The sequence below is a fragment of the Neomicrococcus lactis genome (assembly GCF_014200305.1).
GTDB classification, from domain to species: domain Bacteria; phylum Actinomycetota; class Actinomycetes; order Actinomycetales; family Micrococcaceae; genus Neomicrococcus; species Neomicrococcus lactis.
On record NZ_JACHBL010000001.1, the window covers coordinates 2,341,850 to 2,359,654 of the forward strand.

The following is a 17,805-nucleotide window of genomic DNA, read 5'->3' on the forward strand; positions in this document are numbered from 1 at the left end:
TCGCCTGGAACCTCCGGCGACTTAAACGACGCTTCCCGGCACCGAAGCTTGTCGGTGCAGGGAAATCCCGTCGTTAGTTTCGTGATCTGAGGCTTTAGATCACGGCGTAGGTAATCATTCCGTCGTTTTCCGGTTGGCCTGCTGCTTGCGACGTTGGAGCTGATGCGCTTTCGGAGGGCTGAGCATTGTTGGTCTCAGACGGCTTGGCGGCCGGAGCTGACGACTTCTGAGCCTCCGCAACTTGGGTGGCGCTCGAGCTCGAGTTCAGCGAAGAGCTCTCGGTGGCTGGTGCCTCTGTTGCCGGAGCCTCGGTGGCCGGGGCTGAAATAGTGGTTCCTGAACCTACGTTGTTCACGGGCTGCTCCTTTGTAGAAGTAATGGGTTCTAGAGCGACGCGGGGCCGCGGATAAATGCCACGGTTTCCCACGTGTCGTTTGGACGCTGAACATCAACGGCTCGGTACACGTAGACGCTGACTTCAGTGCCGCACAAAGCCCCCTTGATCGGCGCCGAAAAGTATGGCTTGTCGTCTGCAACCCAGGCCTTGTGGATAGTGTTATAGGTCCACGTGCCCGTGTAGTAGGTGACGTAGCGGTTGTAGCCGACCTTCGTCGGTCCCTTGGTGGTGTTGAGCGCCGGGCCAGACCAGCGAGCTGTACTCTGATGCCGCGGGCCGTGCCTTTTATAAGCACTGGGCGAAGGTCATGAACACCCCCGCATGGCATGAGAACAACGAAGGCTAAGGAGACTCACACCATGAGCGAACCAATCAACATCGGATCTGTAGACGACATCGACGAAGGCGAAGCAAGGGTCATCCCGGCAGCGGAAGCTGGCACGGAAGAGGACATTGCGGTGTTCCACGCGGAAGACGGCAACTTCTACGCACTCAACGACGAATGCACGCATGAGACGGCGTCCTTAGCTGACGGCTGGATTGAAGGAACGGAAGTTGAGTGCCCCGTACACTCGGCCAAGTTCTGCTTGAAGTCCGGCGAAGCCATGTGCATGCCGGCCACCATCGCAGCACGCACGCACAAGGTGGAGGTCGTTGACGGGGACGTTCTTCTGTACCCCAACGTTCCTACCGCCGAACAGGCCTAGGTCCCACAGAACTTTCAGTACGCAGCTTCAGCTACAAAGGACACAGCACTATGACTTCGCCACAATCCGTCGCGATAGTCGGCGGCGGAATGGGTGGTTTTTCCACCGCCCACGAACTTCGCCGCCGCGGCTATGAGGGTCCTATCTCGATTCTCGATCCGTACGGCACTCCGTATGACCGTCCGCCGCTTTCAAAGGAGTACTTCCTTCAAGAGCGCTCAGCTGAAGAAATTCACCTGATCAAGGAGGACTGGTACGCGGAAAATAACGTCGAGGTAGTTCCCCAGAAAGCCGTCTCGATCCACCCTCATGAGGGCGTTGTGGTGGCTGAGGATGGAACGAAGATTCCGGGTGAAGTCATTGTGCTGGCCACCGGTGGTGTGGCTCGCAAGCTGCACATTCCTGGCAACGATCTGGACACCGTGTTGCAGCTGCGTACTAAAGAAGACTCGGACAAGCTGCGTGAGGCAATCGCTGGCGGCAAGCGCCTCACCATCATCGGTGCTGGTTTGATTGGCGCCGAGGTAGCCTCGAGCGCTCTCAAGCACGGCGCCACCGTCACACTTATCGATCCGGCTGAGACGCCGCTGATCCCCGCGGTGGGCGAGACGCTCGCCAAACGCCTCCATGGAATGCACGCGGACAAGGGCATCACCGTTGTCCAGGGTATTCCGCTCGAGATCTTCGTCGATGAAAACGGGACGAATGTCCGCGTCGAATCGGGCGAAACGTACGCGAGCGACGTCGTACTGGTAGGAATTGGCATTATCCCGCTCACGGATCTCGCGGAAGACGCGGGCCTTGAGGAAGATAACGGCACGCTCGTGGACGAAGCCCAACGCACCACGCACCCGAACGTGTACGCGGTAGGGGACTCGTCCCGCACCCGCTTGCGTGACGGCACGCTTTTGCGCCGCGCGGAGCACTGGGAGCACGCCATGAACACGGGCAAGACGGCCGCGGCTGCCATCTTGGGTCAGGATCTGCCCGTGCATTCGGCGCCATGGTTCTGGTCTGATCGCCACGGCGTGCACGTTGAAGGCGTCGGCACTATGTGGACCGAGCACGGCGAGACGGTGATTCGTGAAGTCGACGGCGTCCCTGCCGCGGCATTCCGCCTCAACGAAAACGGCGAACTCGTGGGGTGCGCAGCGATCGATGATGCGCTCGCCGTGCGCGCTGCCCGCCGGATCATCGACAAGAAAATCCCCGTGGATCCTGCACAGCTCGCAGATTCCAGCATCAATCTCAAGAAACTGGCGAAGTAGGCTCTCATGACTGAAACGGCTGAAAATGTTGGAGTGTACGCGGAGCGGCTCGCTGACGCTGAGCTCACGCACCGGTAGCGCAATTCTTCTATCACGAAGCAGAGCTGCTGGATGATGGCCGCTTTGCGGACTGGCTGGAGATCTTCGACGATGACCTTTTCTACTGGGCGCCGTTGCGCACCAACCGTTTGCGCCGTCAGGCAGCACTCAGAGTGGGTTCGCTTGGCGAGGCCGCGTACTTCGATGAGACGAAGGAATCGCTCGCGTGGCGCATCCGCCGCTACGACTCCGGCATGGCCTGGGCCGAAGATCCTCCATCGCGCACGCGCCACCTGATTTCTAACGTGATGGTCCGCCATTCGGGCGAGAACCAGCTCACGGTCCGCAGCGCGTTCTTGGTCTACCGCAACCGTCTCCAGACGGAAACGGATATCTACGCGGGCGGCCGGATCGATACCCTGCGCGTTGCCGCTCGAGCGTAGTCACGAAGGATTCCAGGCCATGGAGAAAGGCGAATCGGCCGGCAAGATTGTCATCACGTTCTAGACGGCTCCCGCCGGAGGGATCGGTTCTTTAATCGTTGCAAGAATAGTAAGTTTTGGAAAAACTATTGATGTTAATGAGTGGTCGAGGTTATCCTCGAGCTACTTCGAGGATCTGTCTAAGTTTTCGATCTAACAAAGGAGCTAGGATGGGACTTGAAAAAAAGGATTCTTTACAGCCGTATTGGTGGCTGGGCTGGCGCCAGTCGCGCTAGTGCCAACGATTGCGCAGGCCGTAAATTCTACCTACTGTTACAACAGTAACTGGATTTGTATTTATGATGATTCGTATCATCAAAATGGTTTAGGTGCGAGGACTGCAGGTTTTGCACTCACCAATGTTTCTAGCGCTGCCAATGATCGGATGACTTCGTGGGCTGGAAACGGAGTCTGCTAGCCCAATGAAATCCAATTTCGCTCTCGTCGATGTCCCCGCCATTCGGCTTAGGAATCTGACTAAAGAGTTTTATTCAAAATCGGAGACGGTCACGGCCGTGGACGATGTGACGTTAGAGATTTCAGCTGGGACTTTCACGTGTTTGATGGGGCCAAGTGGCTGCGGTAAGTCGACGCTACTGCACCTCATTTCCGGTGTGGAGACACCGACGAGCGGCGAGATTTGGGTTAATGAGTCCAACGTTTCAGAGTTATCGCAAGCGGAACTTTCCAATTTTAGATTGCGCCAACTTGGCATTGTGTTTCAAGACCACCGACTTATTCCCGAATTCACGCTTCTAGAGAACGTGACCTTGCCACTGGAGATCGCGGGCATTTCTGCCGTTGAGGCGCGTACCGCGGGAGAAGGGGCGCTGGAGCGTGTGGGAATCGCCGAACTCGCAAACCGTTATCCGGATGAAGTCTCCGGTGGACAGAAGCAGCGCGCCGGTATTGCGCGTGGGATTGCAGGAAACAAGCGGATATTGCTTGCAGATGAGGCCACGGGCGCGCTTGATCGAAAGAATTCCTTTTCAATATTCGGTCTTTTTCGAGAGTTGGCGGACGCTGGTTTCATGGTTCTGGCCGCCACTCATGATCAAGGAGTGTCCGAGTTCGCGGACGAGATCATTGGGATGGAAGACGGTCACTTGGTGGCAGTTGGAGCGGAAGCCCGGTCATGACCTTCAGGCTCATCGGGCGTTTCCTACGTTCTTGGCTCAAGCGTCCTTTTGCTATTCCACTAGGAGCCATAGCTTTAGTCCTCACCGTGGTTTTCATTGTTCTTACACGCGTTGAAATTTCGCCAGAAGGTGACCGTGCTTTGAATTACGGTGGGCGGGACATTTCCATTTCTCTGAATCAAGGCGTGGACTTGCAATCAGGGTCGGTCGATCTCCGCAAAATTGAGCAGGAGCTTCAAGCTCTCGGCGCGCGGAATCAGTGCTTTCGGATTGGCTCCTACATTGGCAACTATTCCTATTTTGAAACAACCGCTGACTGTGGCGGGGCGGCTTTCGGCGATGTCTTAGTGGAAGGGCGGTCTACCGCGGCCGTCAACGAAGTGGTGGTGGCTGGCAGTACCAAACTAAAAATCGGTGACACCATTAGCGGCCACACACCGCAACCATTAACAGTCGTGGGGATTACAAACAACAAGTTTGCCGAAAATGCGCCGCGTGTCTTGGCGCATACTGGGACATGGCTTTCGTGGCCGTGGCCGGACACCACCAGTACGCATCCACGATTGGGCGGCATCGCAATGATGATGGTGGACGCTCCGGACGTGCCGGGCTTTGAAGATCAGTTTGCCGTAGCCCAATCCGGCATCCCCCTTTTGCAAGACGCCTTATTGAGCAATGCGTTGACTTCAAGATCGACCAATGTGGATCGGCAGAATTGGCTCTACAAAGACATCGCCATTCCGGCGATGATCTTCATTGCATTCCTGGGGATGTCTCTCAATAGACGTATCCGCACCAGCCGCACGGAATTACTCGTCACTCAGGGCCTGAGCCCGAATAAGGCGGGCCGAGTGGTCGCTCAAGCGGAGTTGGTGACTTTTCTTCTGTATGCGGGTGCCGGAATCACTGTCGGCTTCGGCATGAGCCTGGCACTTTCCCCGTTGCTCGCCGAATTTTTGGGACGCCCGCTCTCCGGCGTACCGCCGCTGTGGGATCCCGTATTACGAATTCTCGGGGGTGTTTTCCTCGCCCACATTCTGGTGATCACAAACTCTTGGTTCACGAACTTGCGGCGTAAGCGTGGTGCGCAAAAGATGGCATCCGTCAAACCCAAAGCCTTCAAGTTCCGAGCGATTCTCAGCGCACTATTTGTGGGCATCGCAGTTTCACTATTTGTCACTCAGTTCACCTTTGACCGGATACTTATCACGGGAATTATCATCTGCGCCTCGGTCGCCCTGATTGCTCCTGAACTGATATTGGTGGCGGTGCGATTCATTCCGGCCAAGAATCCCTCCAGCAAATATGCGGCAGCACGCGTGAGCAAACATATTGGATCGCCGACTTTGGTCTTCACGGGTGCCCTGCTCACGGCTGGTCCCCTGTTGCTGCTCTCAACATTCATTGCCTCCACAGTTGAAATGAATAATGAAATGGATCGACAACCTCCCATTTCCGGGCAAGCAATTTTTTACCAAGTGGATCAGGCGAAAATTGGAAATGATGTTTCGCGGATCATCTCCTCGGTCATTCCGGAATCTCGGGCTATCGAGATTGGCTCGTTAGATCTCGGCGAGCGTGACAGCATTACGGCCTCACCGGAAGGAACTGGTGGCGTCCGGGTTATCAAGAGTGTGGAGGATCTTGAGGCGATTTTTCAAAAACCAGTATCTGCTGAGATCAGGAAAGTTCTTGGAGGTGGTGGAGTTCTCTTTGGAAACGACTCATTCGGAAACCCGTACCCTAAAGACGCGAATTCGCTGTGGTTAACAAGTGGATCCAGCCAGCCGAAGCCCGTTCCGCTGCCATCGGCCATTCAGGCCACTCTTGAGTGGCGATGGTCTAAGGCGGCGCCCGCCATCATCTTGGCGGAGTCCTCGGAAAAGTTGGGCATCAAGGTCGCGCCGACGTTCAGAGTTTTCACCAACGTTCCGGACGACCAGCGAGATGCAGTTAAAAGCGCGCTCGTGTCCGAGGGTTATGACCAGCGCACCATCGAGATGTATCGCGAGGGGGATCGCCATTCGATCGGTGCTCTAGATTATGTGCTGATATTTCTGGTCGTCTTTATCAGTTTGGCGATGGTGCTTGGAGCCATTAACGGAAGTCTTAAGACGTTGGGCGAACAAAGTGTGGAGCTCAACCTGCTGGGAGTATCGGTCGGCTGGCTGAAGGCTGTCTTCGCCAAAGAGACTCTATCGCTCGTGGCGCTGGGAACCCTCGCTGGAGTCCTTATTTCCGTACCTGTTGCCGGATTGTCTATTGCTCAGCAAAAGGTCGGGTTCGTAGTGCCGTGGGGATTGCTGGCCATCATTCTCGCAATGGAAATCGTACTCGTAATAGCGATGGTCGTCATTCAAGGCCGGCGTTACCTGCAACCAGCGGCGACCGGCCGGTAATCGTCGCTTGGGTCAGCCTTGTGTCCGCAACGACTCAAGGGTGACCCAAGCTGCGTCGTCGTTATCTTAGAAAGGGTACGGCGCAATCTCTGGGCGCATGGTCAACCACTGAATCTCGGTAAAGGATTCGATGTTTGCGGTCGCTCCACCGATACGCGTTCCGTTGCCGGAGTTCTTGACGCCGCCGAATGGCGCTTGCGATTCGTCCATCACCGTTTGTTCGTTGATGTGTACCTTGCCGGAATCGAGCTGGTCAGCGATCTGCATCGCCAACCCCACGTCGCCAAGAATTGAAATCGACAGTCCCAGATCGCTATTGTTCGCGAGCTCGACGGCCTCTTCAGCCGTGGAGAATTTCATGACAGGCGCTACCGGGCCGAAGATCTCTTGGTTCCACGCTGGATGCTCAACTTTCATGTCCGTGAGCACGGTGGGCTGATAGAACAGGCCCTCCTTGATGGCGCCGCCAGCAGTAACAGTGGCGCCTTGCAATACGGAATCCTGGACCAGGGCGTCTACCTTTTTGAGCTGGTTCTCATCAATGATGGGACCCAATGCAACTTGCTCGGTGGCGGGATTGCCCACTGGCAAGTGCTTCGCCTTTTCGGCGAGCGCGGCCACGTATTCATCGTGAATGGACTCGTGGACAAGGTGCCGTCCCGTGGACATGCAGATTTGGCCTTGGTGCATGAAGGAGCCGAAAGCTGCTGCCGAAGCGGCTTTTGCCAAGTCAGCGCCCGGAAGCACGATCATCGCGTTGTTTCCACCGAGTTCCAAGTGCGCCCGCTTGAGCAAGCGTCCCGCGGTTTCGCCGATCTTCCGGCCCGCGTTCGTGGACCCCGTGAACGCAATCACGGAGACTTCGGGCGCCTCCACAACGGCCGCACCTACATCCGCTCCACCCGGTAGCAGGCTGAGCACTCCAGCTGGCAACCCAGCTTCTTCAAAAATTCGCATGAGTACGACGCCGCCGCACACCGCAGTGCGCGGGTCCGGCTTCAGCAGGACTGCATTTCCCAGTGCTAGCGCGGGCGCCACGGCTCGGATGGAAAGAATGAGCGGGAAGTTGAACGGCGCGATGACGCTGACGACGCCCACGGGACGACGGCGCGCAAAGGACCAACGATCGTCGTCCGAGGCGAGGACTTCACCTTGAGGGAGATGAGGGAGAGCGGAGGCGTCAAAGCACTCGTTCGCGGCGACGTGGGTTTCGAGGCCGGCTTTGCCCTGGATGGCACCGGACTCCTTCATGATCCATTCGTGGATCTCTGGCGCGTGCTCTTCGAAGAGCATTCCGGCCTTGCGGAGGATGGCAGCGCGCTCTTCAGGCTTCTTCGTCGCCCATTCTTTTTGAGCCTTCGCAGCGACTTGTGCTGCTTCTTTGACGTCGTCGACGCTCGCCATGCCTACCGAAGCGAGTTTGTTGCCCGTCGCTGGTTCGAGGGCATCGGCGGTTGTGGAGGCATCTCGCCAACCATTGATGTTGATCTTGTTTTCCCACGTGGACTGATCGAAGAGCGTCATTGCCATCCTTAAGCTGGTCATATGCGGTGAAAGTGATCCACTACATAGATAGATAGTGATGACTCTCATTAGATCATTGGCTCACACTATGTGGAAGAGGTTCTCAGCAAACCACTAGGCTAGATAAATGTCTGAAATGTTCTCTTCGCTGCCGTTTGGGCTGGCGTATGTAGGACTTTTCTTAGGTGCCATGTTGCGCGCAAACACCACGTATTGGATCGGCCGCGGCATCGCCCGAGGAGCTGAGCACTCCCGGTTCAAACACTTCCTTGAGGGTCCTATTTACGAGCGAGCCCAGCGTTTTATGGAACGGTGGGGCATCTTCGCTGTTCCCTTGTCCTTCTTGACCGTGGGTATTCAGACGGCCGTCAACGCGAGTGCCGGAATGGGCCGGATGTCACTCAAGCGCTACTTGCCCGCGGTCATCGTGGGATGCCTCATGTGGGCACTCATTTACTCGACGGTTGGCATGGCCGTGATTTTCGCCTGGCTAGACCTCGGCTGGCAATGGGTAGTGGCCGGAGCGATTGTGGTTGGAATTGTCACGATGGCATGGATCAAATACCGTCGCCAAGACGGATAAGAACGTGGCGGTACGGCGAACTACTTCGCGCGTTCTCGCTCAAGTTTGTCGATGGACGTGATGATGCGATCGGCGCTTTCCAGAATGCGTTTTTGGGAAGCTGATTTCGCATAGACAACTTTTCGACCACGGGATTTCAGTCCCACAGGGTTCGATCTATGCTGCTGCCCGCGTGGCGATGCGGACTGGTTCATCTCATCAATCATGATTCCTCCTTCACTCCATTGTCCTCAAAAAGGTCCGCCGGAACCAGTATGTCTGGCTCCGGCGGATTCACTGCACACTGGAGGTACTAGTTGCTAAGTACCTCAGAAACGGGCGTGAATTCGTAGCCGTGTGCTTCGGCGACGGACTTGAAGGTGACCTTGCCCTTGTGGGTGTTGAGGCCGTTCGCGAAGCCAGCGTCAGACTTCAACGCTTCTTCCCAACCGCGGTCTGCGATGCGCAGCGCGTAAGGAAGGGTGGCGTTCGTGAGAGCCGCGGTGGAGGTCTGTGGGACGGCTCCTGGCATGTTGGCCACGCAGTAGTACACGGAATCGTGAACGCGGAAGGTTGGCTCAGCGTGAGTGGTGGCCTTCGAGCCCTCGAAGCAGCCGCCCTGGTCAATAGCGATGTCCACGAGCACGGAGTTTGGCTTCATCTTCTCCACCATGTCCAGCGTGACGAGCTTCGGTGCTGCGGCGCCGGGGATGAGCACGGAACCGATCACCAAGTCTGCGGCAGCAACCTCGGAAGCGATGGTCAGCTTGTTGGAAGCCAAGGTTTTGATGCGACCGTGGTGGACCGTATCGATTTCCTTGAGGCGTGCAATGTTGATGTCGATGATCGTGACATCAGCACCCATGCCTGCCGCGACAACAGCTGCGTTCTCGCCGGCAACGCCGCCGCCGATCACCACAACCTTGGCCGGACGGGTTCCGGGAACGCCACCCATGAGGATGCCTGGGCCGCCATTAGGCTGCTGGAGCTGCACGGCGCCGATCTGAGCGGACAAACGGCCAGCGACCTCGGACATTGGGGCAAGCAAGGGGAGTGCACGTCCGTTGGTCACGGTTTCGTAAGCGATCGCCGTCGTACCTGCATTGACCAATGCGTCAGTGCAGGCCTTGTCAGCAGCCAAGTGCAAGTAAGTAAAGAGGACCAAGCCGTCACGCAAGCGGTGGAATTCCTCAGCGATAGGTTCCTTGACCTTGACCACCATGTCCGCGCGGGACCAGACCTCGTCAGCGGACTCGACAATCTCGGCGCCCACTGCGCGGTAGTCATCATCGGTGTGTCCGGAGCCCACGCCAGCGCCGGCCTGGATGAGGACCTTGTGGCCGCGGTTATCGAATTCGGACACGCCAGCGGGGGTCATCGCGACGCGGAATTCGTTGTTCTTAACTTCGGTGGGGACGCCGATGATCACGGTGGCTCCTAGCAATTGTGGTGGGTTTTTCTCGTGCGATCTGCCGCACTTTCTGCACACAACTGTAGGGTTTTCTGCGGAAGTACAATAGGTTCACCGAATTATCCGCGGTTACCTCAAAAATATTGGTAGATAGTAACGAAAGCGAGTTCCAGTGATGGCGGCCACATCGAAGAATCTGCGGGAGAATTTCGTGCTCGATTCAACTGATCACAAGCTACTCGCTTTGCTCAATGAAAACTCGCGCCGCACGAACGCTTCGCTGGCTGAGGAGTTGGGGATTGCGCAGTCAACGTGCCTCGCGCGGCTCAACGCACTGAGGGATCACGGCGTGATTCGCCGATTTACGATCGAGGTGGAGCCGGCGTCCGTGGGCCATGCCTTGGAGGCGCTTATTTCGGTGCGCATTCGTCCGGGCGCGCGGCACCTCATGGCCGAATTCTCGGCGATGATTCGAGCGCTGCCGGGTGTTGCCCAAGTGTTCTTCTTGGGCGGTGACGAGGACTTCTTGATCCATGTGGGACTCAAGGATTCGCAAGAAGTGCGGCAATTCGTGCTGGACCACTTGTCCGCGAATCCGGCCGTTGCGAATACGCGGACAAGCTTGGTCTTTGAGAACTCCCGTGGGGAAGTGCCCTGGGTTTAGGCGTGCGCCTAGCTAGGGTTTAGGCGTCAATCACGAGGTCGGTCTGTGCGGTGGAGCAGCACGGCAAGAACTTGCCGGCGGCTACTTCACGAGCACGAATGCCGCCTTGATGATTCATGTCCACTTCTCCGGACAACTTCACGACCTTGCAAGAACCGCACATGCCTTCTTGGCAGTTCGCGCCAATTCGCACGCCGGCGCTCTGAGCTACGTGAAGGATGCGCTGGTCCGGGTTGATGCGGACTTTGAGCTTTGACTTCACGAAGGACATGGTCAGCGTGCCTTCGCCCACTGACTTGAACGCGGAGTCGTCCGGTGGGAACTCCTGAAGCTCCTCGGTCTCCTCGAGAGGCTCGGCGATGGCCGCCGTCTCCAGGAACTGCAAGTTGGTGGTGTGCGTCTCTGGGGCAGCCTCACGAGCGGCGGCAATTTCCTCCGCAAACTCCTCAGCAATATCCTCGGCATGCGCGATTTCCTCTTGGTATTCAAGAAGAGTCGCGCGGTCGCCTGAGAAGAACTCCATATGCACGGACGTGTCATCCACACCCACGTTGCGGAGCAAGTCGGCGGCGTGGTTCAAGTAGCCTTCCGGCCCGCACGCGTACACCTTGCGGCCGTTCGCATCCGGCGCCACTTGCTCGATCATCTCGGCGGTCAGGCGCCCCAGCATCCACTCCCAGTTCTCCGGCACCGAACGGTCGCCGAGGGAATAAAACACCTTGATGCGCTCATCCACCGCGCTGATGTATTCGAGCTCCTTGTGGAACGCGAAGCCACCCGGTTCCGCACCGTGATAAAGCACGACGACGTCTGCTCGGCTAGGGAGCGCATGGATGGTTCGCACCATGGACATGATGGGCGTGATGCCCGCACCGGCTGCGAGCAGCAGGTAGCGCGGGCGACGTTCCTGGTCCGGAAGGTGGAAAGCTCCCACCGGGCCAAGCATGTCCAGAACGGTTCCCGGGCGCACGTTGTCATGTACCCACGGGGAGACGAGTCCCTGAGCATCTCGTTTGACCGAGATGCTGAAGGTCCACGGAGATGTGGGCGCACTCGAGATCGAGTAGCTGCGGTCCACGAACTCGCCGTCTTCCCCATTAATAGGGAAGGCAATATTCAGGTACTGGCCGGCGCGGAACGCGAGCGGGGCACCGTCGAGGCGGCGGAACACAAAGGTCATGATCCCGCCTGCCTCGGGGATTGTCTGCACGCACTCGGCCAGGAACTCTTGCGGGTGCCACGGACCTAGCGCACGAGCGGCACTGGCGGCCGCATCGTTAGCGCTGAGGACCCGATTCCACGGCATTTGAAAATCGCTGGTCCTCTTGGGCTCCGGCGTTTCAATGCTGGTGGTCATAACGGTCATGCCAAGTGCTCCTGCATCCGCTGCACGTACCAATTGATGAAGGCTTCCACCTGGTATTCGCTCTTCATGTACGGGCCGGGCTCGTAAGCAGGGCTAGCGGCGCCCTGCTGGCAGAGCTCCACGAAGGCCTTGTCCTGAATGTTCGTCTGCTTCCACGTGTGGGTGAGCTTCTCGAGATCGTAGTCGTCGCCCTCAACGGCGTCATCTGCCACGAGCCACGTGGTGCGCACCAAAGTCTGGTGCTCGTTGATGGGGAAGACGCCGAACGTGATGACGTGGTCGCCCAAGAAATGGAACCAGCTGTTGGGCTGCAAGTGCATCGAGCAACGGCCCAAGCGGAAGTCCCGAAGTTCGCCCAAAAGCTTCTTGGACAAACGGTGTCCGTCAGGGGAGAAAGATTCGCCTTCGCCATCGAGTGGTTCGCGGGAAATGCGGATGCCGGCGATGCGGGTGTCGAGCTCTTCGACGACTTCGTACGGCAAACCGTAGCGGCGGCAGCGAGCCTCAAGTGCTGCTTCCGATTCCTTATTACGCTGCCAAACGTCTTCAAGATGCGGAGGGACGGTCTCTTCCGTCAAACCCCAGGTAGGGAAGAGCGAGCAAGCGAGCTCTGGGTGACCGTCACAGTGGTAACACTCGCGGTTGTTCTCCATGACAAGCTTCCAATTGCCCTCTTCAACAATGTTCTGCTGGTAGGCAATCTTGGTTCGGCTCAAATCGTGAGGCGCAAGGTACGGCTCAAAAATCTTGGCGGTCTCGTCAAAGTCCGTTGGTGGTTCATCCGCGACGCAAACAAAGATGAGTCCCGCGTAAATACGGCTGTGTGCCTTCTTGAGGCCGAAGCAGCTTTTGTCGAAGTCGGTCTCGCCGGGTGCGGAGGCGTGAATGAGATCGCCTTCGGGGGAGTAGGTCCACGAGTGGTAGCCACACACCAAGTTGCCGGTGCTTCCCGATGGGGCGGTGAGCACGCGTGCGCCGCGGTGACGGCACACATTGTGGAGGACGTTGACTCCGCCGTCGTCATTGCGCATCACCAAAAGTGAGGTGGGGCCGTACTCAATTGTTACGTAATCCCCGGGCTCAGGTACTTCAGCAACGCTTGCGGCGAAGAGCCAGTGCTTCTGGAAGATGCCCTGCATGTCCATGCTGAAGACGGTGGGATCCGTGTAAAACGGAGCGTCCAGGGAGTATCCGACTCGTCGTTCGTCGAAGAGATCCTTGATCTCCGCGAGTTGATCGAGTGGTTTGGTGCTACGAAGCGTGCCGCGCGACGTGCGAGGCGCGTTGGTGGAAACAGACATATGCAGGTATTCCTTGTGATCAGAGGGCGATGACCAAGCGGTACAGATCACTTTAGAGATTTGTAATGTGTGAGAAAAGCGTAATTTTTTATGTGAAGTCGTGCACAATTACCGCATGATCGATTCCCGCCTCCTCACGCTTCGTACATTCGCTGCATGCGGCACTGTGGCAGCCACCGCTGAGCTCACTGGATACTCGCCGTCAGCGGTGTCCGCGCAACTTCGAGAGCTCCAAAAAAGTTTGGGAATGCAGCTGGTGACGAAGGATGGTCGCGGACTGCGATTGACGTTGACGGGGCGTCGACTTGTCGAGGGCGCCGATGTGCTTTTGGCGCAGTGGGAAGAGCTCAAAGCATCCGCTCTGAAAGCCGGCGAACAAATCCCGGCGCGTCTTGGATTGGGTGGTTTTTCGACGGCGGCTTCGCAACTCTTGGCACCGCTTGCCGCTCGGCTGCGATCGCAACGCCCAGATCTGGAACTTCAGCTTATTGACGCGGATCCTGAGCGTTGTTACCGGTTGCTGTTGGCGGAGCGAATCGATCTTGCCGTGGTGGTGTCGATGCAGTCCGCGGCTCACGGCGAAGACGATCCGCAATTCGAACACGTGCACCTTCTCGATGACCCGCTCGACGTGGTGGTGCCGGCAACTCATCCGCTCGCTGATCGAGGTGCTGTGGGGTTGGAGGAGCTGGCTTCCGACGCATGGATTACGGACGTTCCAGGTTCGACGTATCGGGCACTTTTCACGGCAGCTTTTGCGGCCGTTGGACACACTCCGCGCGTGGCTCACGAGTCCACTGAATGGGAGACGATGACCTCCTTTGTGAGTGCCGGAATGGGGGTTGGATTCCTTCCTCGGCTTGCTCCGATGAGCGCGGAAAAGGATCTTGTCCGGCTGCGCTTAAGTGGCGCTAGTAGGCCCATGCGTGGCATCGTGGCAGTAGTTCGTCGAGGCAGTCTGGAGTCTCCATTGCTACGCGAATCCATAGAAATATTGCAGGATTCTGCGCACCAGATACTGATAGGCCGTATGGAATAAGAGCGATTGCGGCGCCTATTTATTAAGCGGGAGACCCTTGACAAGCCTTGTGACTCTCAGCACACTGTTCAGTAGTCTGCAACATATATCAGACTAATATTTTAGAGTCCGGAGGTTTAGGCATGGGCAATAAAGCCGTCAGCTACGCAGGCCCGGGAAAAGTCGAAGTTATCGACACTCCATACCCTGACTTTGTGCTTCACGATGGTCCCGGTGTTCATCCGGCTAACGTAGGTCGCAAGGTCAATCACGGCGTCATTCTCAAGACAATCGCCACCAATATTTGTGGTTCGGACCAGCACATGGTGCGAGGACGCACTACGGCGCCGGTAGGCCTGGTACTTGGTCACGAGATCACTGGTGAGGTGGTTGAGGTTGGCCCCGACGTTGAGTACTTGAAGGTCGGAGACATCGTTTCCGTTCCGTTCAACATCTCGTGCGGCCGTTGCCGTAACTGTAAAGAGGGGCAGACGGGCATTTGCTTGAACGTGAACCCTGACCGTCCAGGTTCTGCATACGGATACGTGGATATGGGTGGCTGGGTAGGCGGTCAGGCTGAATACGTCTTGGTTCCTTACGCTGACTGGAACGCTCTCAAGTTCCCTGATCGCGATCAGGCACTTGAGAAGATCCTCGACCTCACCATGCTTTCGGACATTTTCCCCACCGGCTTCCACGGTGCTGTTGGTGCCGGAGTGACGCTGGGATCCACGGTCTACGTTGCCGGTGCAGGACCTGTTGGCCTAGCGGCCGCAACGTCCGCCCAATTGCTGGGCGCCGCCGTCGTTATTGTGGGAGACCTCAACAAGGACCGCTTGGCGCAAGCCCGCAGCTTCGGCTGTGAAACGGTAGATGTCTCGCTGGGCAACCCAGCAGACCAAATCGAGCAACTTTTGGGAACGCCTGAAGTTGACTGCGGTATTGACGCAGTGGGCTTCGAAGCGCGCGGCCACGGTAGCGCGGCCGGTACCGAGCAGCCGGCGACGGTCCTGAACTCGCTCATGGAAATCACTCGCGCCGGCGGCCGTTTGGGTATTCCGGGCCTCTACGTGACGGGTGACCCAGGAGCAACGGATGAGGCCGCCAAGGTGGGCTCGCTGTCCATGCGCTTTGGCCTGGGCTTCGCCAAATCTCACACGTTCGTCACGGGTCAGTGCCCAGTGATGAAGTACAACCGCGGGTTGATGCACGCGATCTTGAGCGACAAGGTGTCTATCGCCAAGAACGTCAAGGCAACCCCGATCTCCTTGGACAAGGCACCTGAAGGCTATGCAGCCTTCGACGAAGGCGCAGCACGCAAATTCGTCCTAGACCCCCACGGAATGATCAAAATCTAACGCGTGCTGCTCGGCCATGAACGGATTACCGACTCATGGCCGAGATGGCGCCATCACTCCACCATTCGGCGAACGCTGCGCGGAACTTCTCCGCGAAGCAAAGGTTGAGAGCCGTGAGTCTCAGCTGGTAGGAGGTGCCTAGCCTCAATCTTTCATCTTGCGCAATCAGTGTGCAACCCAAAATTCATCACTCAGGCGACGCGGCGTCGTCGTACTCAAGAAAACGACGCCGCGTCCCTAACGGAGGAAAAGCCGTGAATAAACCAGGCACAACCAAGATCGAGAGAAATCTCTTCGACGAATTCCGCAAGGCGATTAGCCGCAAGCCAGAAAACTACTCACAATCTGGCACGGACAAATGGATTATAGGCATTGCCGGCGCCATTGCAATCTCATTCATCATTTGGGGCTTCGCATCCCCAGAAGGTCTAGGCGTCGCCGCGAGCGCCGCTCTTGACTGGGTCATGACCAACACGGGCTGGCTGTTTGTCAGCGCCGCCGCGTTCTTCGCGACGTTCGTGGTGGTCGTAGCTTTCAATAGCTTCGGCCGCATCCCACTGGGCAAGGACGGCGAGAAGCCGCAGTTCAGCACCACTTCGTGGATTTCCATGATGTTCGCCACCGGTATGGGCATCGGCCTGGTGTTCTACGGTGTGGGTGAACCTCTGTTCTTCTACATGTCGCCTCCGCCAGGCACCGTGGACGGTTCCACGGATGCCGCGCTGGGTACCGCCATGGGCACCACGCTCTTCCACTGGACCCTGTTCCCGTGGGCGATGTACGCCATTGTGGGGCTCGGAATGGCCTACAGCTGCTACCGCATGGGACGCCCGCAGTTGTTCTCCGCAATGTTCGTGCCGATTTTCGGCGAGCGTGTTGTCCATGGTGCGGGCGGCCGTACCATCAACATCCTCGCCATCCTGGCGACGCTTTTCGGCTCCGCATGTTCGCTGGGTCTTGGCGCGCTGCAGATTGCCGGCGGTATTGAATCCGGCGGCTTCATGAGCAACGTCGGGTCATCTCTGGTGGTGGTCATCATCGCCATTCTGACGGCGCTGTTCGTAGCCTCCGCCGTGTCCGGCATTGAGCGCGGCATCCAGTGGCTCTCCAACGCCAACATGGTGCTCGCCGTGATTCTTGCAGTTCTCGTGTTCATCGGCGGACCGACGCTCTTCATCCTGAACGTCATCCCGAACTCGATCGGTTCCTTCATCAGCGACCTCCCGGCCATGGCTTCCCGCACGGCGGCCTCCGGTGACGTTGCCACCTGGTTGTCCTCGTGGACCGTCTTCTACTGGGCCTGGTGGGTGTCATGGGCACCATTCGTGGGCTTGTTCATTGCACGTATTTCCCGTGGCCGCACCATCCGCCAGTTCGTGACCGGCGTGCTGTTGGTTCCATCGATCGTGACGCTGCTCTGGTTCGCCATCTTCGGTGGCGGCGCGATTGGTCTGCAAGAGCGTGCTGAGCGTGCGAAGGACATGGGAGGCGCGTTGGCCCAGATGGTGGACGGCGCTCCGAACATTGACTTCAACTCGGTGCTCTTCGACTACCTCGGCGCTCTCTCGCTTCCTGACTGGCTCAAGGCCACCATGCTGGTGGTCACCGTGATCCTCATTGCGATCTTCTTCGTGACCGGCGCTGACTCAGCGTCGATCGTGATGGGCGCATTGTCTGAGAACGGTGCCGAGCACCCTTCCAAGAAGTCCATCATCTTCTGGGGCTCGTCCGTGGGTGCCGTGGCAGCAGTCATGCTGTTGGCCGGTGGTGATCATCCGGCGGCCGCGCTGAACGGCCTCAAGAACATCACGATTGTCTCGGCTCTGCCGTTCGTGATTGTCATGCTCCTGCTCTGTGCCGCCATTTGGAAGGATCTTAGTAGGGATCCGCTGGTGCTGAAGAACAAGGTGGCCCAGGAGGTTCTGGAGCAGTCCGTGGTTCAGGGCGTTGAGCGTCACGAGACGGGCGAGTTCAGCCTGCTGACTACCGAGATTGAAATTGTTCAGCCCGCTGGTTCCGCCGCGGATGACGATGATCTCTACGAGAAGGACGCTGTGCGTTAGTTTTCTTGATTACGACGGCGAAGCCCTGACTTTCAGTCCCTGCCCTGTAGAGGGTGGGGACTGAAAGTTTTTAAGGGGCGATGTTGCGGAGAGCTTTAGCCCCCGGA

16 protein-coding genes are annotated in these 17,805 nt (G+C 57.7%); 10 read left to right on the plus strand and 6 right to left on the minus strand.

Translation table 11 applies throughout. The annotated features are described in order from the left end of the window. Positions 1-94: 94 nt before the first annotated feature. Positions 95-355, minus strand: a complete 261-nt coding sequence (locus BKA12_RS10600; RefSeq protein WP_183643574.1) for a hypothetical protein — start codon at positions 353-355, stop codon at positions 95-97. Between the two features lie 401 nt (positions 356-756). Here BKA12_RS10600 and BKA12_RS10605 point away from each other — a divergent pair, with 401 nt between their 5' ends. From BKA12_RS10605 to BKA12_RS10625, 5 genes are all read left to right on the plus strand, one after another. Further along, positions 757-1,104 (plus strand): bifunctional 3-phenylpropionate/cinnamic acid dioxygenase ferredoxin subunit, encoded by a 348-nt coding sequence (locus BKA12_RS10605; protein ID WP_183643577.1) that lies wholly within the window; start codon positions 757-759, stop codon positions 1,102-1,104. Between the two features lie 50 nt (positions 1,105-1,154). Next, the gene (locus BKA12_RS10610) at positions 1,155-2,372 is read left to right on the plus strand and encodes an NAD(P)/FAD-dependent oxidoreductase (RefSeq protein ID WP_183643580.1); all 1,218 of its coding nucleotides are present in this window, start codon (positions 1,155-1,157) and stop codon (positions 2,370-2,372) included. 107 nt (positions 2,373-2,479) lie between these two features. Next, positions 2,480-2,854 (plus strand): aromatic-ring-hydroxylating dioxygenase subunit beta, encoded by a 375-nt coding sequence (locus tag BKA12_RS10615; protein ID WP_246361992.1) that lies wholly within the window; start codon positions 2,480-2,482, stop codon positions 2,852-2,854. A 461-nt stretch (positions 2,855-3,315) separates the two neighbouring features. Further along, positions 3,316-4,032, plus strand: a complete 717-nt coding sequence (locus BKA12_RS10620; RefSeq protein WP_071894620.1) for an ABC transporter ATP-binding protein — start codon at positions 3,316-3,318, stop codon at positions 4,030-4,032. Next, positions 4,029-6,431 (plus strand): ABC transporter permease family protein, encoded by a 2,403-nt coding sequence (locus BKA12_RS10625; RefSeq protein ID WP_183643583.1) that lies wholly within the window; start codon positions 4,029-4,031, stop codon positions 6,429-6,431. The genes BKA12_RS10620 and BKA12_RS10625 overlap by 4 nt, the downstream gene beginning before the upstream one ends. A gap of 66 nt (positions 6,432-6,497) precedes the next feature. On the opposite strand, the gene BKA12_RS10630 is transcribed toward BKA12_RS10625, so the two are convergent. Continuing rightward, entirely contained in the window at positions 6,498-7,955 is a 1,458-nt protein-coding gene (locus BKA12_RS10630) for a benzaldehyde dehydrogenase (RefSeq protein WP_183643586.1), read from the minus strand. Positions 7,956-8,082: 127 nt separating this feature from the next. Between BKA12_RS10630 and BKA12_RS10635 the strand changes: the two genes are divergently transcribed. Then, positions 8,083-8,538, plus strand: a complete 456-nt coding sequence (locus BKA12_RS10635; RefSeq protein WP_221228082.1) for a DedA family protein — start codon at positions 8,083-8,085, stop codon at positions 8,536-8,538. Positions 8,539-8,558: 20 nt separating this feature from the next. On the opposite strand, the gene BKA12_RS10640 is transcribed toward BKA12_RS10635, so the two are convergent. Continuing rightward, on the minus strand, positions 8,559-8,744 hold the full coding sequence (locus BKA12_RS10640; RefSeq protein ID WP_183643589.1) for a hypothetical protein: 186 nt from the start codon (positions 8,742-8,744) through the stop codon (positions 8,559-8,561). Positions 8,745-8,830: 86 nt separating this feature from the next. Then, complete coding sequence (gene ald / locus BKA12_RS10645; RefSeq protein ID WP_183643592.1) at positions 8,831-9,946, minus strand: alanine dehydrogenase; 1,116 nt, start codon at positions 9,944-9,946, stop codon at positions 8,831-8,833. 157 nt (positions 9,947-10,103) lie between these two features. Between ald and BKA12_RS10650 the strand changes: the two genes are divergently transcribed. Further along, positions 10,104-10,592 (plus strand): Lrp/AsnC family transcriptional regulator, encoded by a 489-nt coding sequence (locus tag BKA12_RS10650; protein WP_183643595.1) that lies wholly within the window; start codon positions 10,104-10,106, stop codon positions 10,590-10,592. 19 nt (positions 10,593-10,611) lie between these two features. Here the strand turns inward: BKA12_RS10650 and BKA12_RS10655 are convergent, their stop codons facing one another. Beyond that, on the minus strand, positions 10,612-11,958 hold the full coding sequence (locus BKA12_RS10655; protein WP_183643598.1) for a ferredoxin reductase: 1,347 nt from the start codon (positions 11,956-11,958) through the stop codon (positions 10,612-10,614). Then, positions 11,955-13,259 (minus strand): aromatic ring-hydroxylating oxygenase subunit alpha, encoded by a 1,305-nt coding sequence (locus BKA12_RS10660; protein ID WP_183643600.1) that lies wholly within the window; start codon positions 13,257-13,259, stop codon positions 11,955-11,957. The genes BKA12_RS10655 and BKA12_RS10660 overlap by 4 nt, the downstream gene beginning before the upstream one ends. 115 nt (positions 13,260-13,374) lie before the next feature. On the opposite strand from BKA12_RS10660, the gene BKA12_RS10665 reads away from it, so the two are divergent. From BKA12_RS10665 to BKA12_RS10675, 3 genes are all read left to right on the plus strand, one after another. Beyond that, complete coding sequence (locus tag BKA12_RS10665; RefSeq protein WP_183643603.1) at positions 13,375-14,298, plus strand: LysR family transcriptional regulator; 924 nt, start codon at positions 13,375-13,377, stop codon at positions 14,296-14,298. Positions 14,299-14,420: 122 nt separating this feature from the next. After that, positions 14,421-15,635, plus strand: coding sequence for a formaldehyde dehydrogenase, glutathione-independent (fdhA, locus tag BKA12_RS10670; RefSeq protein WP_183643606.1), 1,215 nt, complete (start codon positions 14,421-14,423; stop codon positions 15,633-15,635). Between the two features lie 254 nt (positions 15,636-15,889). Next, positions 15,890-17,698 (plus strand): BCCT family transporter, encoded by a 1,809-nt coding sequence (locus tag BKA12_RS10675; RefSeq protein ID WP_183643609.1) that lies wholly within the window; start codon positions 15,890-15,892, stop codon positions 17,696-17,698. Positions 17,699-17,805 lie beyond the last annotated feature (107 nt).

Excerpts from the sequence above, each read along its gene's own strand:
- BKA12_RS10605 (WP_183643577.1), top strand. The coding sequence starts at position 757 with ATGAGCGAACCAATCAACATCGGATCTGTAGACGACATCGACGAAGGC.
- BKA12_RS10610 (WP_183643580.1), top strand. The coding sequence starts at position 1,155 with ATGACTTCGCCACAATCCGTCGCGATAGTCGGCGGCGGAATGGGTGGT.
- BKA12_RS10620 (WP_071894620.1), top strand. The coding sequence starts at position 3,316 with ATGAAATCCAATTTCGCTCTCGTCGATGTCCCCGCCATTCGGCTTAGG.
- BKA12_RS10625 (WP_183643583.1), top strand. The coding sequence starts at position 4,029 with ATGACCTTCAGGCTCATCGGGCGTTTCCTACGTTCTTGGCTCAAGCGT.
- BKA12_RS10630 (WP_183643586.1), bottom strand. The coding sequence starts at position 7,955 with ATGACGCTCTTCGATCAGTCCACGTGGGAAAACAAGATCAACATCAAT.
- BKA12_RS10635 (WP_221228082.1), top strand. The coding sequence starts at position 8,083 with ATGTCTGAAATGTTCTCTTCGCTGCCGTTTGGGCTGGCGTATGTAGGA.
- BKA12_RS10640 (WP_183643589.1), bottom strand. The coding sequence starts at position 8,744 with ATGATTGATGAGATGAACCAGTCCGCATCGCCACGCGGGCAGCAGCAT.
- BKA12_RS10650 (WP_183643595.1), top strand. The coding sequence starts at position 10,104 with ATGGCGGCCACATCGAAGAATCTGCGGGAGAATTTCGTGCTCGATTCA.
- BKA12_RS10655 (WP_183643598.1), bottom strand. The coding sequence starts at position 11,958 with ATGACCGTTATGACCACCAGCATTGAAACGCCGGAGCCCAAGAGGACC.
- BKA12_RS10660 (WP_183643600.1), bottom strand. The coding sequence starts at position 13,259 with ATGTCTGTTTCCACCAACGCGCCTCGCACGTCGCGCGGCACGCTTCGT.
- BKA12_RS10665 (WP_183643603.1), top strand. The coding sequence starts at position 13,375 with ATGATCGATTCCCGCCTCCTCACGCTTCGTACATTCGCTGCATGCGGC.
- fdhA (WP_183643606.1), top strand. The coding sequence starts at position 14,421 with ATGGGCAATAAAGCCGTCAGCTACGCAGGCCCGGGAAAAGTCGAAGTT.